Source organism: Streptomyces sp. NPDC026301 (assembly GCF_055567935.1).
In genome coordinates, this window is the sequence record NZ_JBVHPN010000005.1 from 378,778 (window position 1) to 401,627 (window position 22,850).

Here is a 22,850-nt window from a genome sequence, read left to right on the forward strand (position 1 = left end):
TGTACCGATGCGACCCCCCACACGCATATCCGCATCGCACGCACCGCAGGACGCGCGGGACTCACAGCGGCCCCGCGCGTCCCAGGGCCCTGACCCGCAGGGCGACACCCGCGAGTTCGCGCCGGTCAATCCCTACGCGGAGCTCGCCGGGCTGGCCGATCCGGAGCCCGAGCCCGGCCGCGACGACCCCCTGGGTCTCGGGCTGCGCACCGAGCCGGACGACGACGAGGCGTGGGCACCGCCCAACCACCGCAAGGCCAAGCGCGGCATCGGCCGGTTCGCCGCCGTGCCGATCACCGTGAAGCTGCTCGCCACGGTGCTCGCGGCCGCCTCCTTCGCGGGCCTCGCCGACCGGTTCGCCGTGCTGTACGCGCAGAACAAGGCCGCCGAGAAGCTCAAGGACTCGCTGCACCTGGCGGCCGACCCCGAGGTGGACATCGAGGGCTTCCCCTTCCTCACCCAGGTCGCGGACAAGCGCCTGGACCGGGTGCGGGTGACCATCCCCGACCTCGCCGCCGACCGGGTCTCACTGGCGAAATTCGAGGCGACGGCGGAGAACGTGACGCTCGACGGCGATCTGCCGACGTCCCTCAAGGGCGGCACGGTCGACCGGATGCACGGCGACGTACTGCTCTCCTTCGAGGACATGAACCGCGAACTGGGCGCCTCGCAGGTCAAGTTCAGCGAACTGGGGCCCAACTCCGTACGCGCGGAAGGGCGGCTGCCCATCGCCGGGCACGAGCTGCGGATGCACGCCAGGGCCCGCATCCGGCAGGCCGGCGACCGCGGCATCTCCACCGAGATCAGCGGCATGCGGCTGGACATCGGCGATGTCGCGGTCTACCGCCCCGGTACGGGGAAGGGCGAGGGCCTGCAGCTGACCCGCAAGACGGCCCGGCAGCTCAGCCGGGAGGCCGCCAAGGTACGGGCGATGCTCGCCGTCCCGGCCATCGCCGACCGCATCGGCATCCCGCACGCGTACATCGACGCCGCCCTGCACAACGAGCAGAAGCTGCACGACCTGATCGGCACGCCGCGCTTCATCGGCAAGCTGATGAAGGTCAATCTCGTCGATGTCGTCGTCGACCACCCCTGGCTGCTGAAAAAAGTCGGCATCGATCCGAAGATCCTCGGCAGCCTCGCGGGACTCACCAAGCCGGAGCTCGCGGACCGCATGGATCTGTCCTTCCGCCTCCCGGCCACCCCCGGTGACGTGCGGCTGCGCACGATCTCGGTGGAGCGGGACGGCATCCGGGCCCAACTCTCCGGCACCGGAATCCCGTTCGGCGACGCGGCGAAGCGACAGCACTGACGGGGCACGTGGGGCAGAAGATGTAGCTATGCATACAACCGCACGTCCGTGGCTGGCGTCGTAGCAGGTGTACGAACGGTGCACTTGGGATGTCCAGGTGCCGACCACAGGAGGAACCGTGCGCCACCGCCCCACCCCCACCGCAGCGCGCTGCGCCGTGGTGGCCGCCCTGCTCACCGCTCCCCTCGTCCTCGCCGTGCCCGCCCAGGCGGCACCGGCGGACGACAAGCAGGCCGCCGCGGCCAAGGGCCCGGCCGGCACTGCCCCGCAGGCCGACTTCAACCACGACGGCTACGCCGACATCGTTGCCGGCGCCCCCGGCGGCACCGTCGGCGGCAAGGCCAAAGCCGGTTACGTCACTGTCGTCTACGGCTCGGCCTCCGGCGCCGCCACCGGCAAGCACCAGGTCATCAGCCGCGCCACCGCCGGCGTGCCCGGCGACCCCGCCGAGAACGGCCGCTTCGGCGACGACACCACCGCCCGCGACCTGGACGGCGACGGCACCGCCGACCTCGTCGTCACCGGCGGCGGAGCGCCGGTCGTCCTGTGGGGCTCCACCGACGGCAAGGGCGGCGCGAGCAGCCTCCCGGGCACCGGTGGCCGCAACCTCACCGCCGGGGACTTCGACGGCGACGGCCACCAGGACCTGGTCGCCGACAGCCAGGGCGACGGGGACTCCTCCGGCCTGCACGTGATGTACGGGCCGTTCACCCGTGCCGGGTCGCCCGCCCGGACCGCGGACATCGCGACCGGCCACCTCTTCCTCTCCGAGGACCTGGCCGCCGGTGACCTCAACGGTGACGGCCGGGACGACCTGGTCAGCATGCACGCGTTCGAGGAGATGTCGGAGTCGAGCGAGCTGTGGAAGGGCGGCGCCGACGGCCTCGCCACCAAGCCGACGCACCTGCCGGACGCCGCCACGGCCACCGTCGGCGACGTCGACAAGGACGGCTACGGCGACCTCATATACCGCCCGGTGCCCGGCGGCGTCGTGGAGGACCTCCCGTACGACAAGGGCACGGTCAAGGTCGCGTACGGCTCGGCGGACGGCCCCGGCAAGCGCTCCACGACGCTCACCCAGGACAGCGCGGGCGTCCCGGGCGCGGGCGAGGAGGGCGACCAGTTCGGCTACTCGCTCAGCGCGGGCGATGTGAACGGCGACGGGTACGCGGACGTCGCGGCCGGCGTCCCGTACGAGGACCTGACGTCCGCCTCCGGCGCGGCGCTGAAGGACGCGGGCAGCACGGTACTGCTCAAGGGCGGCAAGGGCGGCCTGACCGGCACCGGCGCACAGTCCTTCCACCAGGACACCGCGGGCGTCCCGGGCGTCGCCGAGGCCGGTGACCGCTTCGGCGAGGCGGTCTCGCTGCTCGACACGGACGGCGACGGGAAGGCGGATCTGGCGGCCGGCGCGCCGGGCGAGGACGGCGCGGCCCCGAAGGACACGGGCGCGGTGTGGTCCCTCCGTGGCGCCGCGGGCGGGCTGACGACGGACGGTGTCGTCTCCTACGGGCCCGGAGCGATCGGGGGCCCCGAGGCGGGGGCCGGACTGGGGTCGGACTTCGCCCGGTAACGAGCGCTCAGCGGCCCGGCTCCGGCGCGTGGTCCGGGGGCGGGGTGGCGGCACCCGGCAGAGTCAGCTCCGCCAGCGTGCCGCCGCCCTCCGCGGGCCGCAGCCGGACACCGCCGCCCGCCTGCTGCGCCGTGCGGGCCACGATCGACAGGCCGAGGCCGCTGCCGGGCAGGCTGCGCGCCGAGGGCGAGCGCCAGAACCGCTCGAAGACATGCGGGAGTTCGTCCTCGGGGATGCCAGGGCCGTGGTCCCGCACGGTCAGCAGGCCGCCCTTCAGGCGCACCTCGACCGTGGCGCCGGGCGGGCTGAACTTCACCGCGTTGTCCAGGAGATTGACCACCGCGCGCTCCAGCGCGGCGGGCTCGGCCCGTACGTACCAGGGGTCCAGCGCGGCGTCGAAGGTGAGGGACGGGCCGCGCAGCCGGGCCCGCTCCAGCGCCGTACCCGCGGTCTCGTGCAGCGCCACGACCGGCGGCACGCCCTGCCCGCCGGGCTCGTGATCCGGCGTCCTGGACAGCTCCTGGAGGTCGCCGATGAGCGCAGCCAACTCGCCCATCTGCGCCTTCACCGAGTCCAGCAGGGCCAGCTTGTCGGCGGGCGGGATGGCCCGGCCGGTGCGCTCGCTGCGCTCCAGCAGGTCGATGTTGGTACGCAGCGAGGTCAGCGGAGTACGCAGCTCGTGGCCCGCGTCCGCGATCAGCTGCTGCTGGAGGTCGCGGGACGCGGCGAGCGCGGCGGTCATGGAGTTGAAGGAGTGGGAGAGCCGGGCGATCTCGTCCTCGCCCTCGGTGGGGATACGGATCGCGAGATCTTCCGTACGGGCGACGTGCTCGACGGCCGCCGTGAGCCGGTCCACGGGTTTCAGACCCGCCCTGGCCACCCACAGGCCGGTGGTCGCGGCGCCCAGCACGCCCACCCCGGAGACGACCAGCAGGACCAGCGCGAGCTGGTTGAGCGGCTGGGTGACCTGGTCCATGGGCGCGGCGACGGACACCGCCACCTGATTGCCCAGCGCGTCGGTCGCCGGCCCGTGGTACGGCACGGTCGAGACCCGCATCTCCGCGCCGTCGGCGGCCCGCGCGGTGTGCACCGTACCGCCGGCGCGGCCCTGCGCGACCTCGACGTCCGCACGCTCGGCGGGGATCTGCGACTTCTCCGGCGAGGTGCACACGCTGCCGTCCACCGACACCAGCTGGATCGTGTACGGGGTCGGCTGGAAGCGGATGCCGTCGGGCGCGGTGCCGTTGCACTCGGCACCCAGCGCCCGTACGTACGCCGCGTCCACGCTGACGTTGCTCAGGGTGGCGTCCAGCTGCTCGGTGAGCCGGTCGCGGGTGATCAGCCAGCAGGCGGCGGCGGACGCGGCGACGGCGAGCGCGACGGCGAGCGCGGTGAGCATCGCCAGCCGGGAGCGCAGCGGCAGCCGGCGGTAGCGCTGGGCCGCCTCCTCGCGCAGGTTCACTCGGCACCGCCGGACCGCAGGACGTACCCGACGCCGCGCACGGTGTGCACCAGCCGCGGCTCGCCGCCGGCCTCGGTCTTGCGCCGCAGGTACATCACGTACACGTCCAGGGAGTTGGAGGAGGGCTCGAAGTCGAAGCCCCAGACGGCCTTGAGGATCTGTTCGCGGGTGAGGACCTGGCGCGGGTGGGCCAGGAACATCTCCAGCAGGGTGAATTCGGTACGGGTCAGCTCCACGGGCCGCTCACCGCGGGTGACTTCCCGGGTGGCGAGGTTCATGCGGAGATCCGCGAAGGTGAGCGTGTCGCCCTCGTCGGGTGCCGCGCCGGCCGCCGCCGCGTACGAACTGCGGCGCAGCAGCGCGCGGATGCGGGCCAGCAGCTCGTCCAGTTCGAAGGGCTTGACCAGGTAGTCGTCGGCGCCCGCGTCCAGTCCGGTGACCCGGTCGCCGACCGTGTCGCGCGCGGTGAGCATCAGGATCGGTACGGTCACGCCGCTCGCGCGCAGCCTGCGGGCCGCGGTCAGGCCGTCCATGCGGGGCATCAGCACGTCCAGCACGATCAGTTCGGGCCGGTGGGCGGCCACCTTCTCGACCGCGTCCAGGCCGTCGACGGCCTCTTCGGTGGCGTAGCCCTCGAAGGCGAGCGAGCGCCGGAGCGCCTCGCGGACGGCCGGCTCGTCGTCGACGATCAGGATGCGGGCGGGCGTCTCGCCCTGCTCGGCGGCGCTCATGGGTGTCGGGTCCTCGGGGTGTACGGGAAGCGGACGGTTGCGCCCCCAGCTTCTCAGGTGCGGCTCCCGCTCCTCAGTTGCCGCTGCCGCCGGCACGCAGGGTGTCCAGGTCCGCCTTGACGGTGTTGATCGGGATGGCGAAGCCGAGGCCGACGCTGCCGGCGCTGCTGCTGGTCGCGTCGCTCGGCGAGTACATCGCGGAGTTGATGCCGATGATCCGGCCCGACATGTCGATCAGGGCGCCACCGGAGTTGCCGGGGTTGAGCGAGGCGTCGGTCTGGATGGCCTTGTACGAGGTGGTCGAGGAGCCGGTGTCGCCGTTGTACTGGTTGCCGCCGAACTCGAACGGCCACGGGATGTCGCCCTGCCCCTGGCTCTGCTGCTGTTGCTGCTGCTGGTCCTCCTTGGGCACGGTCACATCGCGGCCGAGCGCGGAGACGATGCCGCTGGTCACCGAGCCGGTCAGGCCCTCGGGGGAGCCGATCGCGACGACCTGGTCGCCGACGGCGAGCTTGCTGGAGTCGCCGAGGGTGGCGTGCGTGAGGTTCTTCGCGCCCTGCACCTTGATCAGGGCCAGGTCCTTGTCGGGGTCGGTCCCGACGACCTTGGCGGTCTTCGTCGATCCGTCGCTGAAGGACACCGAGACGGTGCCGGCGCCGGAGACGACGTGGTTGTTGGTGATGATCTCGCCGTCGCCGGTGACGACGACGCCGGAGCCGGTGGACTCGCCCTGGGTGGTACGGGACTTGATCTCGACTATGGCGGGGCTGACCGCCTTGGCCACCGAGGAGACCCCGTTGCCGGTGGTGGCGCCCGCGTTGACCACGGCGGTACTCTGACCGCTTGCGCCGCCCTGCGTGGCACTCTCGATGAGCGCGGCGCTGCCGCCGCCGATCAGGCCGGAGGCCAGCGCGACCGCGGCGATCAGCGCGACGGGGCGGCGCATCCGGCGGCGCGGGGGCTGCGGCTCGCCGCCGTCGGCGGGCTGCGCCGGCGGCGCGTACGGGGGCGGCGGCGGGTAGGCGCCCGCGGGCCCGTAGGCGCCGAAGGACGCGTACGGAGTGGTCTGCTGTGCGTCGTACTGCGGGGTCTCATCGCCGCTGCGGCGGTAGCTCTCGGTCATGTCTACGACTCTGCGAGCCGTGCATGAGAACCACCTGAGAACGCCCTGAGAGGTCCGGCAGAAGTGGGTATGCCCGGTATAAAGACGACCTGGCCGAGCCTGGCCGGACTACCGCCACCCCCTCCTGGGTAACCCCCAGCTGGGGGGCCAGGGGCGTTCGAATCGCCCCGAGGGCCCCGCTCAGCCCCCGCAGCCGCAGGAGCCGCGGATCACCAGCCGCGACGGGTACTGCCGCAGCCGCTCCCGGCGCGAACCCGCCACCCGCAGCCCGTCGTCCAGTACGAGGTCAACGGCCGTACGGGCCATCGCCTCCCGGTCCGAACCGATCGTGGTGAGCGGCGGGTCGGTCAGCGCCGCTTCCTTCACGTCGTCGAAACCCGCCACCGCCAGCTCGCCGGGCACGTCGATGCGCAGCTCGCGGGCCGCGCGCAGCATGGCGATGGCCTGGTCGTCGGTGGCGCACATGACGGCCGGCGGCCGGTCCGGGCTCGCCAGGAGCTTCAGCGCGAGGGGGTACGCCTCGTAGCGGTTGTACGGGGCCTGGAAGTACCGGCCCTCCGTAGTCCGGCCGGCCTCCTGCATGGCCCGCTGCCAGCCCTTGACGTGGTCGGTGACCGGGTCGCCGGACTTCGGGGTCTCCTCCAGGCCGCCGAAGAACGCGACGTAGGGGTGGCCGTGCTCCAGGAGATGGCGGGTGGCGAGCTGGGCGCCGCCGATGTCGTCCGCCATGACGGCGACGTCGTCGATGGCGTCCGGGCGGCGGTGCAGCAGCACCACGCGCGCGTCCCAGGTGTCGATCTCGGCGGCGGCGTGCTCGCTGGGGCCCTGGCTGATCAGGATGAGCCCGGCGACCCGCATGCCGAGGAAGGCGCGGAGGTAGTGCACCTCGCGCTCGTCCTCGTAGTTGGCGTTGCCGACCAGCACCATCTTTCCGCGCTCGGAAGCGGCACGCTCCACGGCGTGCGCCATCTCCGCGAAGAACGGCTGGCGGGTGTCGGGGACGATCAGCCCTATGAGGTCGGTCCGCCGCGAGGCCATGGCCTGCGCCACCCGGTCCGGCCGGTACCCCAGCTCCTTGATCGCGGCGAGCACCCGCTCGCGCGTGGCCGGGGCGACCGGCCTCGGTCCGTTGTTGATGACGTAACTCACCACGGCGGTGGACGTCCCCGCCAGCCTCGCCACATCATCCCGCGTCACCTTGGCCACGCGCGGCAGTCTACGCGGGTCGTCCTACCGCTCGGCAGGGCGTACGCCGCTGGTCGCCGCGCCCCGGTCCGCGGTGTGCTCGCGGGCCTCGGCGGCGGCCCGCGCCGCCTTGCGCTCGGCCTCCTTGGCGGCCTTCTCCTTGGCCTCCTCGGCGGCCCGCTCGACCTTGTCCGGTACGACGAAGCGGTAGCCGACGTTGCGCACCGTGCCGATGAGCGACTCGTGCTCGGGGCCGAGCTTGGCGCGCAGCCGCCGTACGTGGACGTCCACCGTCCGCGTACCGCCGAAGTAGTCGTAGCCCCAGACCTCCTGGAGCAGCTGGGCGCGGGTGAAAACCCGGCCCGGGTGCTGCGCGAGGTACTTGAGCAGCTCGAACTCCTTGAAGGTCAGGTCCAGGACCCGGCCCTTGAGCTTGGCGCTGTAGGTCGCCTCGTCCACCGACAGGTCGCCGCTGCGGATCTCCATCGGGCTGTCGTCCGTGGAGATCTGCTGGCGGCCCATGGCGAGCCGCAGCCGCGCCTCGACCTCGGCCGGGCCCGCGGTGTCGAGCAGCACGTCGTCGATGCCCCAGTCGGCGGTGACGGCGGCGAGGCCGCCCTCGGTCACGACCAGGACGAGGGGACAGCCCGGGCCGGTGGAGCGCAGCAGCTGGCACAGCGACCGCACCTGGGGGAGGTCACGGCGGCCGTCGATGAGGATGATGTCCGCCCCGGGGGTGTCCACCAGGGCCGGACCTTCGGCCGGCGCGACGCGCACGCTGTGCAGCAGGAGGCCGAGCGCGGGCAGCACTTCCGTCGAGGGCTGGAGGGCGTTCGTCAGGAGCAGCAGCGAGCTCATCGCTGATCACCGCCCCGGGTCGTCCGTCGTTCCCTGTCCGTTCGGTGTTCCTGCACGCTTCGCTCGCCCATCGGTTCCTCCTCGGTCCCTGCCTGCGAGGACTTTTGCGGCACTGCTTCGTATGGTCGCGGGCCCCGCGCCCTTGCGAGGCTCGCGTGCCTCCGGAACGTGAGCACCGCAGTACGCTCCGCGCCCTGGAGCACACCCGCGCTCATCCGCGCACCGCGCGTCTGAAAGCACAAAAGGACCCGGGGGCTACGCTGCCCGGATCCTTCTTGCCCGACAGAATAGCCCACATGACTTCCCGAGCGGCGGCCGACTTTGCGCGATCTTGTGTTCCTTCGATCACTTCGAGTGGTCGGCGCGTGTCGCTGTTGACCGAGGACGGGGTACGTATCGAGGCCAATTATTCCCCCGCGGCGGGCGCTCCGCACGCCGCGCCGAACGGCCTCGTGGTGGTCCTCGCGCACGGCTTCACCGGCTCCCTGGACCGCCCCGCGCTGCGCCGCGCGGCCGCCGCCTTCGCGCAGTTCACCCCCGTGGTCACCTTCTCCTTCCGGGGGCACGGCCGGTCCGGCGGACGCTCCACGGTGGGCGACCGGGAGGTACTGGACCTGGCGGCCGCGGTGCGCTGGGCGCGCACCCTGGGCCACACCCGCGTGGCCACGGTCGGCTTCTCCATGGGCGGCTCGGTGGTCGTCCGGCACGCCGCGCAGTACCGCCCCGAACACGAGGGGCGCACAGGAGCGCACACCGACATGGTGGTGGCGGTGAGCGCCCCTGCTCGCTGGTACTACCGGGGTACCGCGGCGATGCGGCGGCTGCACTGGGTGGTGGAACGGCCATTGGGCCGTCTGGTGGGGCGGCTGGGGCTGCGCACCCGTATCCACGGCATCGCCTGGGACCCGGTCCCCCTCTCCCCCACCGAGGCCGCTCCGCTGATCGCCCCGACCCCGCTCCTGATCGTGCACGGCGACCGCGACCCGTACTTCCCCCTCGACCACCCCCGCGCCCTGGCCGCCGCGGCCGCGCCCGCCTCCACCGACCTGTGGATCGAGCACGCCTACGGCCACGCGGAGAACGCGGCGCCCCCGGAACTGCTGAAACGCATCGGCCAATGGCTGACGGCCCACGCGTGAGGTGCTGCGTCCCCCGCCGCTCCCTCACGCGTGACGGACCGTTTCCCCCCACCTCTCCCCCATGGGGGGATTTTTGGGCCCCTGCTCAACACAGTACGGGGAGGGTCTGACAACGGCGGGGCCGCCGGCACCCGGCAGGGCGGACGGCGGCGGGGCCGGCAAGGCCCGGCCGAGGCGGACGCGCCGGCAGCGCCCGGCCGAGCCCGGCGCTGACGAGCGCTCAGTCCGTCTCCGCCACCGCCTCCGCGAACTGGGCCGCGTACAGGCGCGCGTACGCGCCGTCGGCGGCCAGTAGGTCGTCGTGCGTGCCCTGTTCGACGATCGCGCCGGACTCCATGACCAGGATCAGGTCGGCGTCGCGGATCGTGGAGAGCCGGTGCGCGATCACGAAGCTCGTCCGGCCCGACCGCAGCTGCGCCATGGCCTGCTGGATGAGGACCTCGGTACGGGTGTCCACCGAGCTGGTCGCCTCGTCCAGGACCAGGATCGCGGGCTCGGCGAGGAACGCCCGGGCGATGGTGATCAGCTGCTTCTCGCCGACCGAGACGTTCGCGCCCTCCTCGTCGAGGACGGTGTCGTAGCCGTCGGGAAGGGTGCGCACGAAGCGGTCCACGTGGGTGGCCTTCGCCGCCTCGACGATCTTGTCCAGCGAGATGCCCTCGGGCGCGCCGTACGCGATGTTCTCCGCGATGGTGCCGCCGAACAGCCAGGTGTCCTGGAGCACCATGCCGATGTTGCCGCGCAGCTCCTCGCGGGCCATGGCGGCGATGTCCACGCCGTCCAGCGTGATCCGTCCGCCGCGTACCTCGTAGAACCGCATGAGGAGGTTGACGAGGGTGGTCTTGCCGGCGCCGGTGGGGCCGACGATGGCGACCGTCTGGCCGGGGTCCGCCTGCAGCGACAGGCCCTCGATGAGCGGCTTGTCCTCCTCGTAGCGGAAGGAGACGTCCTCGAAGGCGACCTTGCCCCGCACGTGGTCGGGGCGTGCCGGGCGCTGCCCGTCCGGCTCCTGCTCCTCGGCGTCCAGCAGCTCGAAGACCCGCTCGGCCGAGGCGACGCCGGACTGCACCAGGTTGGCCATCGAGGCGACCTGGGTGAGCGGCTGGCTGAACTGCCGGGAGTACTGGATGAACGCCTGGACGTCACCGATCGAGAGGGCGCCGGAGGCGACGCGCAGGCCGCCGACCACCGCGACCAGGACGTAGTTGAGGTTGCCGATGAACATCATCGCGGGCTGGATGATGCCCGAGATGAACTGCGCCCTGAAGCCCGCCTCGTAGAGCGCGTCGTTCTGCTCGCGGAAGAGCTCGGCGGACTCCTGCTGGCGGCCGAAGACCTTGACCAGGGAGTGGCCGGTGTACATCTCCTCGATGTGCGCGTTGAGCTTGCCGGTGGTCTTCCACTGCTGGACGAACTGCGGCTGCGCGCGCTTGCCGATCTTCGTGGCGACCACCACCGACACCGGCACGGTCACCAGCGCGACCAGCGCCAGCAGCGGCGAGATCCAGAACATCATCGCGAGCACGCCCACGATCGTCAGCAGCGAGGCGACGATCTGGCTGAACGTCTGCTGGAAGGTCTGCTGGATGTTGTCGATGTCGTTGGTCGCGCGGGAGAGCACCTCGCCGCGGGACTGCTTGTCGAAGTAGCGCAGCGGCAGCCGGGCCAGCTTCTCCTCGACCTGCTCGCGCAGCCGGAAGACGGTCCGCTGCACGGCCTTGGTGACGATGCGGGCCTGCACGAAGCCGAAGAGCGAGGAGGCCACGTAGATCGCCAGCACCCACAGCAGTACGGTGCCCACCGCGCCGAAGTCGATGCCCTGCCCCGGCGTGACCGGCATCGCGCCGAGCAGGTCGGCGAGCCCGTCCTTGCCCTGGTGGTGCAGGGCCTCGACGGCCTGTGCCTTGGTCAGCCCCGCGGGCAGCTGCCGCCCGACGATGCCGCCCATGATCAGGTCGGTGGCGTGGCCGAGCACCTTCGGCCCGGCGACCGTCAGCGCGACGCTGACCGTGCCGAGCAGCAGCGCGACGGTGACGATGGCGCGCTCGGGCCGCATCTGGCGCAGCAGCCGCTTGCCCGAGCCCTTGAAGTCCATCGACTTCTCGGTGGGCTGGCCGCCCATGAAGCGGGCCGGGCCCGCACCGGGTCTGGGTCCTGCCTGCGGGGCCGGCTTCTGCGCGGCGGCGCCCTTGTCCGGGGTGCTGCCCTTGTCCTGGGCACTGCCCTTGTCCGGGGTGGTCACGCCGCCTCCTGCTCGGTGAGCTGGGAGAGGACGATCTCCCGGTACGTCTCGTTGTCCGCCATCAGCTCGGTGTGCGTACCGGTGCCGACGACCCGGCCCTCGTCCAGGACGACGATCCGGTCGGCGCCGCGGATGGTGGACACCCGCTGCGCGACGATCACCACGGTCGCCCGGCCGGTCTCGCGGGCCAGCGCGGCCCGCAGGGCGGCGTCGGTGGCGTAGTCCAGCGCGGAGAAGGAGTCGTCGAAGAGGTAGATCTCGGGCCTGCGGACCAGCGCGCGGGCGATGGCCAGGCGCTGCCGCTGGCCGCCGGAGAAGTTGCCGCCGCCCTGTGCGACCGGCGCCTCCAGGCCGCCCTCCGTCCGCTCGACGAAGTCGCGGGCCTGCGCGGTCTCCAGCGCGTGCCACAGTTCCTCGTCGGTGGCGTCCGGCCTGCCGTAGCGCAGGTTGCTCGCGACGGTCCCGGAGAAGAGGTACGGCTTCTGCGGTACCAGGCCGATGGCGTCGGAGAGGGTGCGCGGATCGAGGTTGCGCACGTCCTCGCCGTCCACGAGCACCGTGCCGCCGGTCGCGTCGAAGAGCCGGGGCACCAGGCCGAGGAGGGTGGACTTGCCGCTGCCGGTGGAGCCGATGACGGCGGTGGTCTCGCCGGGGCGGGCGTGGAGGGTGATGTCCTTCAGTACCGGCTCCTCGGCACCGGGGAAGCGGAATTCGACGTCGCGCAGCTCCAGCTCGCCGTGGCGGCGCAGTTCGGTGACGCCGGCCGCGGGCGGGGTGACGCTGGTGTCGGTGGCCAGCACCTCCTGGATGCGCTCGGCGCAGACCTCGGCGCGCGGCAGCATCATGACCATGAACGTCGCCATCATGATCGACATCAGGATGTACATGAGGTAGCTGAGGAAGGCGGTGAGCGCGCCGATCTCCATGCCGCCGCTGTCGATGCGGTGCCCGCCGAACCAGACCACGGCCACACTGGAGGCGTTCACGATCAGCATGACCAGCGGGAACATCATCGACATCAGCCGGCCCGCGCGCAGCGAGACGTCGTAGAGGTCGGTGTTGGCGTGTCCGAAGCGGGTCCGCTCGTGCTGGTCCCGGACGAAGGCGCGGATGACGCGGATGCCGGTGATCTGCTCGCGCAGCACGCGGTTGACGGTGTCGATGCGCTCCTGCACGCCGCGGAAGAGCGGCCGCATCCGCCGCACGATCAGCGCCACCAGCAGGCCGAGCACGGGGACGATGACCAGCAGCAGGCCGGAGAGCGGCACGTCCTGGTTGAGCGCCATGACGACGCCGCCGATCATCATGATGGGCGCCGCGACCATCATCGTGAACGTCATCAGGACCAGCATCTGGACCTGCTGGACGTCGTTGGTGGTGCGCGTGATCAGCGAGGGCGCGCCGAAGCCGCCCAGCTCACGCGCGGAGAAGGACTGCACGCGGTCGAAGACGGCGGCGCGGATGTCGCGGCCGAGCGCCATGGCCGTACGGGCGCCGAAGTAGACGGCGCCGATCGCGCAGACGATCTGCAGCAGCGTCACGGCGATCATGAGGCCGCCGGTACGGAAGATGTAGCCCGTGTCCCCCTGCACGACACCGTTGTCAATGATGTCGGCGTTGAGGGTGGGCAGATAGAGGGTGGCCAGCGTCTGGATCAGCTGGAGGAGCACGATCAGCGATATCGAGCGTCTGTGGGGGCCAAGGTGTGCCCTGGCGAGTCGGACCAGCACTCGGTCGAGCTTATGCGAACGTTTGCCCGCAGCAACCGACTTTTCCCTGTCTCCGCGTAGGCCATCATGGAGGCGGCAACGAAGGAGAAGGGGCGTCGTGACAACAACAGGCACCGTGCGCTACTGGGCGGCGGCGAAGGCCGCTGCCGGTACCGCCGAGGAGCCGTACGCCGCGAGCACGCTCGCCGAGGCGCTGGACGCGGCGCGTGCGGCACACGCGGCGAACCCGGAGTTCGCGCGGGTACTGCAGCGCTGCTCGTTCCTGGTGGACGGCACCGCCGTCGGCACCCGGGACCATGCCACGGTCGAACTCGCCCAGGGCGGCACCGTCGAGGTCCTCCCGCCGTTCGCGGGAGGATGAGCGCCGAGATGAGCGACCAGCAGCACAACCCTTACGGGCAGCAGTACGGGCCTTACGAGCAGCAGTACGGGACGTACGACAACGCGCCGTACAACAGCGCGCCGTACGACAACGCGCCGTACGGCGACGGGGCGTACGGCAACGGGGCGTACGGAAGCGCCGGTCACGGCGACGGGGCGTACGGCGGTTACCCGTACGCCCAGGGCGGCGGCCACGGCGGCCACCCCCAGGACGCCTATGCCCACCCGCAGGCGCAGCCGCGGACGCAGACCTGGGAGGGCGACACCTGGGAGACCGACGCGCGGCAGCCCGCGCACGCGTCCGCCGCCGCCGAGACCACCCACCTGCCCGGCCAGCAGCACGTCGAGCAGGCGGCGGCGCAGGCCGCGGCGGTCCACGAGCCCGCGCAGCAGGCCGCCGCCGCGCCGCCCGAGGACCTCTCCCGCCTCGCGCCCAACCAGCGCGCCCGCGCCCTGGGCCACTCGCCGATCATCCCGCCCGGCTTCCAGTCGGCCGCGCTCACGGCGGGGCTCGCCGTGCTGCTCGCGCTGGCGGCGCCGCTGCCGCAGGTGTTCCCCGCCGTAGTGGTCGCGGTCCTGCAGGCGGTCACGGCGGCCGGCTGGTTCCGGCTGAACGGCATGTGGCCGGCCCGCCAGGGCATCGCGCTGGCGTTCCTCGGCGGCCTGGTCACCGATGTCGCGCTGCTGGCCACCGACCGGGACGACGCGCCCGTGGTGGGCATCGGCACGCTCGGCGTGTGGTGCCTGCTCGTCCTCGTCCTGCAGCTGCGCAACCGCAGCAGCGCGGACGAGCGGATGTACGCGCTGACGGCGGGCCTCACCTCCTCCGCGCTGGCGGTACTGGCCGCCGGCCACCTCGCCGCGGCGCCGCACGCCACGGTGATCGGCGCGGTCGCGGTGGCCGTCGCGGTGCTCGCCCGCGCGCTGCCGCTGCCCGGGCCCGTCTCCGTCGTACTGGCGCTGCTCGCCGCCACGGGCGCGGGCATCGCGGCCGGGCAGCTGGGCGACTACGGCACGGCCGGCGCCCTCCTCGGACTCGCGGCCGGCGGCTGCGCGCTGATCGGCCTGCGGGTGGCCAGCTACGACTACCCCTCGCGGTTCGTGCACCTGACGGCCGGCGTGGCGCTGCCGCTGGCGCTCGCGGCGCCCGCCGTCTATGTCCTGGGCCGCGCCCTCGGCTGACGATCTCCCCCGCCGGGGCAACCTCACGCGGCCGGTCACGCTCCTTATGTACGGAGGGTGACCGGCCGATTCGTACCGCCGCGCGAGTGGCCCGGTTAGGCTCGGCGCGTCACAGAAGCGTGGGGGGAAGGGGTTCGATGCGTGCTCTGAGAAGGCTCGTGGTGCTACTGGTCGTCGTCGGCGTGCTGTTCGTGGTCGCCGACCGGCTGGCGGTGAACTTCGCCGAGGACAAGGCGGCCGACAAGATCCGCGGCAGCCTGGGCCTGAGCGAGACGCCACAGGTCTCGGTCAAGGGCTTCCCCTTCCTCACCCAGGTCGCGAGCGGCGAGCTCACCGAGGTCGACGCCACGCTCGGCGGCATCGAGGCCACGGCCGAGGGACACCGGCTGCGCGTGACGGAGCTGTCGGCCCAGTTCCACGACGTGAAGCTGAGCAGCGACTACTCCTCCATCGAGGGCGCGGCCTCGGCGACCGGCGAGGCGCGGATCAGCTACGCCGACCTGACCAAGGCGGCGGGCGACGGCGTCCGCGTCGCCTACGGCGGCGCAGGTGGCGGCGCCGGCGGCGGCAAGAGCCAGGTCAAGATCTCGCCGGATGTCCCCGTGCTCAGCAATCTCGACGTGCTCGGCACGATCTCCACGGCGGGCGGCGACACGATACGGCTGCGCGCGGACGAGCTCCCCGGGCTGTGCACCGCGGTCCCCGGCTGCGAGGACAAGGTGCGGGCCCGCACGGACCACGACTGGAAGCTGGGGGAGCTGCCGGCCGGGCTGAAGCTGGACCGTGTGACGACCACCCGCGACGGCATAGTGGTCGCCGCGAAGGGCACCGACGTCAGGCTGCCGGGCTGATCGACGCCCCCGCCACACCCTCCGTACGGAGCTCGGCGTCCACCTCCTGAGACGCCGCCGTCCGTACCGCGACCGCTAGAGGCCGCCGGACCTGCTGTCCGGCGGCCTCCGGGCTACCCCGCACCGACTCCGGTTCCACATCGCGGACGAACACGTCTCAGCATCCGACACACCGGTGACACGCCCCGCCGTCCCTCTTTACGATCGGTGCCATGCAGAGCCTGATGAGCCGTTCCCGTACGCGGGGACAGGCGGATCTCACGAAGCGGCGGGCAGTCGACCTGTGCCGCGTCGCCGCCATGCTCTGTCGCTCTGTCTGACGGGTTTCTGCCACCCGTTCTCCCGGCCGCGAGGCCATTCCGCTTCTTTCCCGCGCAGCGCCGCGCGCTTCTGATGCCGCCGCGCGCACCGGCGTACCCCCGCGCATCCGCAACTGCCCCGGAGGAGAAAACCATGAGCCGTAGCGACGTCCTCGTCGACGCCGACTGGGTCGAGGCCCACATCGACGACCCCAAGGTGGTCATCGTCGAGGTGGACGAGGACACCTCGGCCTACGACAAGAACCACATCAAGAACGCGGTCCGCATCGACTGGCAGAAGGACCTGCAGGACCCGGTACGCCGTGACTTCGTCGACCAGGCGGGCTTCGAGAAGCTGCTGTCCGAGAAGGGCATCGCCAACGACGACACCGTCATCCTCTACGGCGGCAACAACAACTGGTTCGCGTCCTACGCCTACTGGTACTTCAAGCTCTACGGCCACCAGGACGTGAAGCTTCTCGACGGCGGCCGCAAGAAGTGGGAGCTGGACTCCCGCGACCTGGTCGACGGCTCGCAGGTGCCCAACCGCCCGGCGACCCAGTACAAGGCCAAGCCGCAGGACACCGCCATCCGCGCCTTCCGCGACGACGTCGTGAACGCGATCGGCAACCAGAACCTGGTGGACGTCCGCTCCCCCGACGAGTTCAGCGGCAAGCTGCTCGCCCCGGCGCACCTCCCGCAGGAGCAGTCGCAGCGCCCCGGCCACGTGACCGGCGCCCGCAACATCCCGTGGTCGAAGAACGCCAACGACGACGGCACCTTCAAGTCCGACGACGAGCTCAAGGCGCTGTACGAGGACGAGCAGGTCGACCTGGCCAAGGACACCATCGCCTACTGCCGCATCGGTGAGCGCTCCGCGCTCACCTGGTTCGTGCTGCACGAGCTGCTGGGCCAGGAGAACGTCAAGAACTACGACGGTTCCTGGACCGAGTACGGCTCGCTGGTCGGCGTGCCGATCGAGCTCGGCGCCGCGAAGTAAGCCCCGACCCTTCTCTCTACCCCTCAAGGAATTCCCATGTGTGGAGCACAGGCCGGCGGCCCCGACGCGTCGACCATCAAGCCCGGTGAGACCACGATCCAGGGCAGCGTGACCAAGGACGGCGAGCCCGTCACCGGTTACGTGCGCCTGCTGGACAGCACCGGCGAGTTCACCGCCGAGGTCCCCACCTCGGCGACCGGACAGTTCCGTTTCTACGCGGCCGAGGGCACCTGGACGCTGCGCGCGCTCGTCCCGGGTGGCACCGCCGACCGCACCGTGGTCGCCCAGCAGGGCGGCCTGGCGGAGGTCGCCATCGCCGTCTGAGGCGCCGCACAGCGGTACTTCTACGGCCGGAGGGCCGCACCCCAGGGGTTTGGACGCCTTGGCTGGGGGTGCGGCCCTCCGTGCGTGCATACGGTTTCCCCCCGCCGCCGCGCGGTCTTACCGTGGAGGTATGTCCGTCCAGCGCCGCCATCGCCGGTACTACGCCATGATGGCCGTCTGCATCGCGCTCTTCGTCCTGGCCTGGGGCGTGGTGCGGCTCTGGTCCGTCCCGGCGGCGGTGGCGATGTGCGTCGTCGCCATGGTCATCCCGCCCTTCGCGGCGATCGTGGCCAACCGCAGGGACCCGGGCGAACGCTGGTGGGACGAGTCCGGCGACCCGGAATCGGACCGCTGGTGGCGCGAGCTGGACGACAAAGGCCGCCGGTGAAGAGCGCTTCCAGGACACCGACGGCCCGCTGGGGCGGACCTCACAGCGCCGCCGCTTCGCACGGCGACTAGACTCACCCACGGTCCGTAAACCCTCACTCCGTCCGAGGAGCGCGCTCGTGCTTGAGGCATTCTTCACCACCCTGCTCGTGCTGGTCGGCATCGGCGTCATCGCCTTCGCCGGTCTGACCTGGAAGAAGCTGTACCAGGGCCAGCGCTGAGCCGCGGACCGAATCCTTCCCCTCTCCTATAGATCGCCTGAGCTCTCATGATCGAGATCCCGTCCGACCTGAACCCGGCCCTCGTACCGCTGGCCTTCCTCCTGGGCCGCTGGGAGGGTGCCGGCGTCGCCGACTTCCCCGGCACCGAGAAGTGCAACTTCGGGCAGGAGGTCACCTTCTCCCACGACGGCCGTGACTTCCTGGAGTACACCTCGCACAGCTGGGTGCTGGACGGGGAGGGCAAGAAGGTCCGCCCGCTGGAGACCGAGAGCGGCTACTGGCGCATCGACGCCGACCGCAAGGTCGAGATCGTCATGATCCGCGACCAGGGCATCGTGGAGGTCTGGTACGGCGAGCTGGCCGACCAGAAGCCGCAGATCGACCTGGCGACGGACGCCGTGGCCCGCACCGCGGCCGCCGGCCCGTACAGCGGCGGCAAGCGGCTGTACGGCTACGTCAACAGCGACCTGATGTGGGTCGGCGAGAAGGCCACGCCGGACGTCCCGCTGCGCCCGTACATGTCGGCCCACCTGAAGAAGGTCGCCGACGCGAGCCTCCAGGAGTGGGCGGAGAGCCTGCCCGACGACATGCCGGACGGCGTCTCCTTCTTCAACCCGGACGGCACCCCCTACAAGCCGCAGGGCGAGGCGTAAAGCCCGGCAGCCTGCACAGCGGGCGCACCTACACTGGGGGCGTGGTGACCACCGACTGGCAGAGCGACCTCCGCAAGCGCGGATACCGTCTGACCCCCCAGCGGCAGCTCGTGCTGGAGGCGGTGGACCGGCTGGAGCACGCCACGCCCGACGAGATCCTCACCGAGGTGCGCAGGACGGCGGGCGGCGTCAACATCTCCACGGTCTACCGCACCCTGGAGCTGCTGGAGGAGCTGGGGCTGGTCAGCCACGCCCACCTCGGGCACGGCGCGCCCACGTACCACCTCGCCGACCGGCACCACCACATCCACCTGGTGTGCCGGGACTGCACGGACGTGATCGAGGCCGATCTCTCGGTGGCGGCGCCCTTCACGGAGACGCTGCGCGAGCAGTTCGGCTTCGACACCGACCTCAAGCACTTCGCGATCTTCGGCCGGTGCAGGAAGTGCACGGCGAAGGCGGCGGACGCCGCGGCGCGGGCCGCCGAGTCGGACGGTACGGACGCGGGCTGACGTCCGGGGCGAGCGGGCCGACCCTCCGGTAGTACCGGGTCGTAGGCTGGTACTCATGCCACGTCCCTCAGAAGCCAGCCCCCTGCTGTCGCTGCCCGGTGCCGTCCCCGCCGAGGCCCCCGACGAAGGCGTCGCCGCGCACTACGGCGACCTCTTCCGCGAGCAACGCGCCCTCGCCGACGGCGCCGGCTTCGTGGACCTCTCGCACCGCGGCGTACTGACCGTCTCCGGCCCCGAACGGCTGACCTGGCTGCACCTGCTGCTCACCCAGCACGTCAGCGAGCTGGCGCCCGGCCACGCCACCGAGGCGCTGATCCTCTCCGCCAACGGCCACATCGAGCACGCCGTCTACCTCGTCGACGACGGCGAGACGACCTGGCTGCACACCGAGCCGGGCACCCAGGAAGCGCTGCTCGGTTACCTCGAGAGCATGAAGTTCTTCTACCGGGTCGAGGCCGCCGACCGCACGGACGAGATCGCCGTCGTGCACCTGCCGGCCGGCTCCATCGCCAAGACGCCCGGGGACGCCGCCGCCGTCCGCGAGACGCCGCACGGCCGCGACCTCTTCCTGCCGCGCGCCTCCCTGGAGGGCTTCGCCGCCGCGCACGGCCCCGCGATCGGCGTACTGGCCCTGGAGGCGCTGCGCGTCGAGGCGCACCGGCCGCGGCTCGGCCTGGAGACCGACCACCGCACCATCCCGCACGAGCTGGGCTGGCTCGGCACGGCCGTGCACCTGCAGAAGGGCTGCTACCGCGGCCAGGAGACCGTCGCCCGGGTCCACAACCTGGGGAAGCCGCCGCGCCGGCTGGTCTTCCTGCACCTGGACGGCAGCGAGGTGAAGCTGCCGGGGCACGGCGCGGCTGTCCGACTGGCGTCGGACGGTCCGGACGGGCGTCAGCTCGGCTTCGTCACGACCTCCGCCCGGCATTACGAGCTCGGGCCGATCGCGCTGGCCCTGGTGAAGCGCAACGTCCCGGTGGACGCGGAGCTGATGGCGGACGGCACGGCGGCGGCCCAGGAGATCGTGGTCGAGCCGTAAAAACCAGCCCGTCCGGCGATTGAGGACAACGGGCTTTCAGACCTCGACCAGCACCGTGAACGGGCCGTCGTTCGTCAAGGACACCTTCATGTCCGCGCCGAAGCGGCCCGTTTCCACGTGCGCGCCGAGCGCCCGAAGCTGCGCGACGACCTCGTCGACGAGCGGCTCGGCAACGGCCCCCGGGGCAGCCGCGTTCCAGGTGGGGCGGCGCCCCTTCCGGGCGTCCCCGTACAGCGTGAACTGGCTGATCACCAGCAGCCCCGCGCCCGTGTCCGAGCACGACTTCTCGCCGTCGAGGATGCGCACCGACCACAGCTTGCGTGCCAGCTGCGCGGCCTTCTCCGGGGTGTCGTCGTGCGTCACGCCGACCAGGACGCACAGCCCCTCCCCCACGACCTCGCCGACCGTCTCGCCCGCCACGTCGACGCGTGCGCCGTTCACCCTCTGCACCACTGCTCGCATACCGCCATGATGCCGGGCGCCACCCCAGGCCACCCCACGGGGTGCGGCGCCCCGTACCACCCGGACAGCCCAACGAGGCCGCACGACGTACCCCCACACGGACCGTTCGCGGGCCGATGACCCTGCGCGCGCACCACCCTCAGTGGCACGATGCCTGCACGAGGTGCGCGGGACCACACGGCTCCGGGACCGCACCGCACGAGGGGACGGACATACGCATGAGCACCGCCGGCGCCGGGCAGACACCCTCCGGTTCCGTACCATTTGCCCGTACATCCACCCAAGGGGCCGCGGCAGCGTCCGCGAGCGGGCCCCTGCCTCCGCCGACGACGACGTCCACGTCCCGGCCCGAGCCGGCGCCCTCGCCCGGGCGCCCGGCCGGGGCCGGTGACCGCACAGAGGATGGCCCCATGCTCCCCGCAGGCCCGGCACAGCCCCGCCCTCCGCTGCAGCGCGACCGCTTCCGTCCGGCCCCCCGGCCCGACCTCTCGGGGCTCGGCCTGCCCGAGATCCGCAAGCTGCGCCGGGACGCGCAGCAGGAGGAGGCCGACCTCAGCTACGTACGACGGCTGCTCCAGGGCCGGATCGACATCCTGCGCGCCGAGGCGGCCCGGCGGGCCGCGCCCCAGACCACGGTCCTGGACCGGCTGCCGGAGATCCTCACGGACGAGCCGTCGCGGCACCGCTCCTCGGCCCGGCACGTGACGGTCGGGACGCCGCACAGCGAGGAGTACCGCCGGCTGGCCGAGGACATGCTCGGCGAGGTCGAGCTGTCCGACCTGGGCGCACGGACGGACGCCGAGCTGCGGGAGGCGATGGCCCGGCTCGTGCAGTACGAGCGGCAGGTCTCGCTGCGCCGCCAGTCGCTGCAGCGCACGGCGGACGATTGCAGCGCGGAGATCGCCCGCAGGTACCGTGAAGGGGAAGCGCAAGTAGACGACCTGCTCTCCTGACGCGGAGGCCACCGGCCCGCGGAGGAGGCGGTCCGTGACCCGTCCCCGGAAGGCCCGCGATGACCTCCTCCTCCGCCGCCGAGCCCACGCCCGCGTCCACCGGACCGATATCCGGCGCGGACGCGCCGATATCCGACACCTCGCCCGAGGGGCCGATGTCCGGCGCCACGCCGAAGGGACCCGTATCCGGCGCCACGCCGGACGGGCCGGGAGCGGGCGGGCCCGCCCAGGCGCCCGTCTCCCCCGTGCTCGCCGAGGTCGTCCGGTCCGGCTTCGTCGAGGGCGTGCACCGCGGCTCGCTGGTCGTCCTGGCCGCCGACGGCAGCGTGGACCTGGCCCTCGGCGACATCTCCTCACCGGTCTTCCCGCGCTCGACGAACAAGCCGATGCAGGCCGCCGCGATCCTCCGGGCCGGCCTGGACCTCTCCGGCGAGCGGCTGGCCCTGGCCGCCGCGAGCCACTCCGGAGAAAGCTTTCACCTCGATCTCGTCCAGAAGATGCTCGCCGAGCACGGCCTCTCCCCCGAGCAGCTGCAGACCCCGCCCGACCTGCCGCTGGACCCCACCGAGGCGGAGAACTACCTGGCGGCCGGCAAGGTCCGCGACCGGCTGACCATGAACTGCTCCGGCAAGCACACCGCGATGCTCGCCGTCTGCGCCGCGAACGGCTGGCCGCTGGAGAGCTACCTCGACCAGCACCACCCGCTCCAGCAGCTGGTCCTGCAGGCCGTACGGGACGCGAGCGGCGAGGCCGTCGACCACATCGGCACGGACGGCTGCGGCGCGCCCCTGATGGCGCTCTCGCTGACCGGCCTGGCCCGCTCCTACCGGCACTTCGTCGTGGCGGAGCCCGGCACGCCCGAGCGCCGGGTCGCGGACGCCATGCGCGCCCACCCGGAGTACGTCGCCGGCACCCGCCGCCCCGACACCTGGCTGATGCGCGAGCTCCCCGGCGTGCTGTCCAAGATGGGCGCGGAGGCCGTACAGGCGCTGGCGCTGCCCGACGGCCGCGCGCTCGCCTTCAAGATCGACGACGGCGCGACCCGCACGCTCGGCCCGGTCCTGGCCCGCACGCTGCGCCTGATGGGCGTCGACGCCCCGGTACTCGACCGCATCGCGGACGTCCCCCTCCTGGGCGGCGCCGAGCGGGTGGGGGAAATCCGGGCGGCGGCGTTCTGACCGTCCGTGGCTCGGGCCCTGACCTCGGGCACGGCCTCACGGGCGGCTGATCC

23 protein-coding genes are annotated in these 22,850 nt (G+C 72.2%); 15 read left to right on the forward strand and 8 right to left on the reverse strand.

Translation table 11 applies throughout. The features are described from left to right. The first annotated feature begins 7 nt into the window (after window positions 1–7). The gene (locus ACZ4MH_RS11420; protein WP_351600544.1) at window positions 8–1,312 is read left to right on the forward strand and encodes an LmeA family phospholipid-binding protein; all 1,305 of its coding nucleotides are present in this window, start codon (window positions 8–10) and stop codon (window positions 1,310–1,312) included. 118 nt (window positions 1,313–1,430) lie between these two features. After that, on the forward strand, window positions 1,431–2,885 hold the full coding sequence (locus ACZ4MH_RS11425) for an FG-GAP and VCBS repeat-containing protein (RefSeq protein ID WP_351600542.1): 1,455 nt from the start codon (window positions 1,431–1,433) through the stop codon (window positions 2,883–2,885). Between the two features lie 7 nt (window positions 2,886–2,892). Here ACZ4MH_RS11425 and ACZ4MH_RS11430 read toward each other — a convergent pair whose 3' ends face one another. The 5 genes from ACZ4MH_RS11430 to ACZ4MH_RS11450 all read right to left on the reverse strand — a co-directional run bounded on the left by ACZ4MH_RS11430 (window position 2,893) and on the right by ACZ4MH_RS11450 (window position 8,244). After that, window positions 2,893–4,284, reverse strand: a complete 1,392-nt coding sequence (locus ACZ4MH_RS11430) for a sensor histidine kinase (RefSeq protein WP_351600551.1) — start codon at window positions 4,282–4,284, stop codon at window positions 2,893–2,895. A gap of 59 nt (window positions 4,285–4,343) precedes the next feature. Then, window positions 4,344–5,078 (reverse strand): response regulator transcription factor, encoded by a 735-nt coding sequence (locus ACZ4MH_RS11435; protein WP_351600540.1) that lies wholly within the window; start codon window positions 5,076–5,078, stop codon window positions 4,344–4,346. Window positions 5,079–5,151: 73 nt separating this feature from the next. Continuing rightward, window positions 5,152–6,201, reverse strand: coding sequence for a S1C family serine protease (locus ACZ4MH_RS11440; RefSeq protein WP_467754470.1), 1,050 nt, complete (start codon window positions 6,199–6,201; stop codon window positions 5,152–5,154). Window positions 6,202–6,381: 180 nt separating this feature from the next. Further along, window positions 6,382–7,407 (reverse strand): LacI family DNA-binding transcriptional regulator, encoded by a 1,026-nt coding sequence (locus ACZ4MH_RS11445; RefSeq protein ID WP_351594135.1) that lies wholly within the window; start codon window positions 7,405–7,407, stop codon window positions 6,382–6,384. Window positions 7,408–7,431: 24 nt separating this feature from the next. Further along, the gene (locus ACZ4MH_RS11450; RefSeq protein WP_351594138.1) at window positions 7,432–8,244 is read right to left on the reverse strand and encodes a response regulator transcription factor; all 813 of its coding nucleotides are present in this window, start codon (window positions 8,242–8,244) and stop codon (window positions 7,432–7,434) included. A 296-nt stretch (window positions 8,245–8,540) separates the two neighbouring features. Here ACZ4MH_RS11450 and ACZ4MH_RS11455 point away from each other — a divergent pair, with 296 nt between their 5' ends. Then, window positions 8,541–9,383, forward strand: a complete 843-nt coding sequence (locus ACZ4MH_RS11455) for an alpha/beta hydrolase (protein ID WP_351594141.1) — start codon at window positions 8,541–8,543, stop codon at window positions 9,381–9,383. A 220-nt stretch (window positions 9,384–9,603) separates the two neighbouring features. Here the strand turns inward: ACZ4MH_RS11455 and ACZ4MH_RS11460 are convergent, their stop codons facing one another. Together ACZ4MH_RS11460 and ACZ4MH_RS11465 are read right to left on the reverse strand one after the other, a co-directional pair. Continuing rightward, window positions 9,604–11,625, reverse strand: a complete 2,022-nt coding sequence (locus ACZ4MH_RS11460; protein ID WP_467754471.1) for an ABC transporter ATP-binding protein — start codon at window positions 11,623–11,625, stop codon at window positions 9,604–9,606. Continuing rightward, a complete protein-coding gene (locus ACZ4MH_RS11465) occupies window positions 11,622–13,355 on the reverse strand; it encodes an ABC transporter ATP-binding protein (protein WP_351594144.1) in 1,734 nt (577 codons plus the stop codon). The genes ACZ4MH_RS11460 and ACZ4MH_RS11465 overlap by 4 nt, the downstream gene beginning before the upstream one ends. A gap of 97 nt (window positions 13,356–13,452) precedes the next feature. Here ACZ4MH_RS11465 and ACZ4MH_RS11470 point away from each other — a divergent pair, with 97 nt between their 5' ends. The 10 genes from ACZ4MH_RS11470 (at window position 13,453) to ygfZ (ending at window position 20,204) form a co-directional block, all read left to right on the forward strand. Then, window positions 13,453–13,716 (forward strand): MoaD/ThiS family protein, encoded by a 264-nt coding sequence (locus ACZ4MH_RS11470; protein WP_351594146.1) that lies wholly within the window; start codon window positions 13,453–13,455, stop codon window positions 13,714–13,716. Between the two features lie 8 nt (window positions 13,717–13,724). After that, window positions 13,725–14,918, forward strand: a complete 1,194-nt coding sequence (locus ACZ4MH_RS11475; protein ID WP_351594149.1) for a hypothetical protein — start codon at window positions 13,725–13,727, stop codon at window positions 14,916–14,918. A gap of 137 nt (window positions 14,919–15,055) precedes the next feature. After that, entirely contained in the window at window positions 15,056–15,769 is a 714-nt protein-coding gene (locus ACZ4MH_RS11480; RefSeq protein WP_351594152.1) for an LmeA family phospholipid-binding protein, read from the forward strand. A gap of 224 nt (window positions 15,770–15,993) precedes the next feature. Then, window positions 15,994–16,089: a putative leader peptide gene (locus ACZ4MH_RS11485; RefSeq protein ID WP_351594259.1), complete on the forward strand. Its 96-nt coding sequence runs from the start codon at window positions 15,994–15,996 to the stop codon at window positions 16,087–16,089. 133 nt (window positions 16,090–16,222) lie between these two features. Beyond that, the gene (locus ACZ4MH_RS11490) at window positions 16,223–17,068 is read left to right on the forward strand and encodes a sulfurtransferase (protein WP_351594155.1); all 846 of its coding nucleotides are present in this window, start codon (window positions 16,223–16,225) and stop codon (window positions 17,066–17,068) included. A gap of 36 nt (window positions 17,069–17,104) precedes the next feature. Continuing rightward, window positions 17,105–17,392, forward strand: a complete 288-nt coding sequence (locus ACZ4MH_RS11495; RefSeq protein WP_030254814.1) for a DUF1416 domain-containing protein — start codon at window positions 17,105–17,107, stop codon at window positions 17,390–17,392. A 130-nt stretch (window positions 17,393–17,522) separates the two neighbouring features. After that, the gene (locus tag ACZ4MH_RS11500; RefSeq protein ID WP_351594159.1) at window positions 17,523–17,780 is read left to right on the forward strand and encodes a DUF3099 domain-containing protein; all 258 of its coding nucleotides are present in this window, start codon (window positions 17,523–17,525) and stop codon (window positions 17,778–17,780) included. A 267-nt stretch (window positions 17,781–18,047) separates the two neighbouring features. Beyond that, window positions 18,048–18,653 carry a heme-binding beta-barrel domain-containing protein gene (locus ACZ4MH_RS11505; protein ID WP_351594162.1) on the forward strand — a complete coding sequence of 202 codons (606 nt, stop codon included), beginning with the start codon at window positions 18,048–18,050 and terminating at the stop codon, window positions 18,651–18,653. A gap of 41 nt (window positions 18,654–18,694) precedes the next feature. Continuing rightward, window positions 18,695–19,165: a Fur family transcriptional regulator gene (locus ACZ4MH_RS11510; RefSeq protein ID WP_351594165.1), complete on the forward strand. Its 471-nt coding sequence runs from the start codon at window positions 18,695–18,697 to the stop codon at window positions 19,163–19,165. Between the two features lie 55 nt (window positions 19,166–19,220). Further along, on the forward strand, window positions 19,221–20,204 hold the full coding sequence (gene ygfZ, locus ACZ4MH_RS11515; protein ID WP_351594168.1) for a CAF17-like 4Fe-4S cluster assembly/insertion protein YgfZ: 984 nt from the start codon (window positions 19,221–19,223) through the stop codon (window positions 20,202–20,204). 36 nt (window positions 20,205–20,240) lie between these two features. On the opposite strand, the gene dtd is transcribed toward ygfZ, so the two are convergent. Continuing rightward, complete coding sequence (dtd, locus tag ACZ4MH_RS11520; RefSeq protein ID WP_351594171.1) at window positions 20,241–20,666, reverse strand: D-aminoacyl-tRNA deacylase; 426 nt, start codon at window positions 20,664–20,666, stop codon at window positions 20,241–20,243. A 410-nt stretch (window positions 20,667–21,076) separates the two neighbouring features. Between dtd and ACZ4MH_RS11525 the strand changes: the two genes are divergently transcribed. Next, a complete protein-coding gene (locus ACZ4MH_RS11525; RefSeq protein WP_351594174.1) occupies window positions 21,077–21,619 on the forward strand; it encodes an RsiG family protein in 543 nt (180 codons plus the stop codon). Between the two features lie 155 nt (window positions 21,620–21,774). Continuing rightward, window positions 21,775–22,797, forward strand: a complete 1,023-nt coding sequence (locus ACZ4MH_RS11530; RefSeq protein WP_467754476.1) for an asparaginase — start codon at window positions 21,775–21,777, stop codon at window positions 22,795–22,797. Window positions 22,798–22,850: the final 53 nt, after the last annotated feature.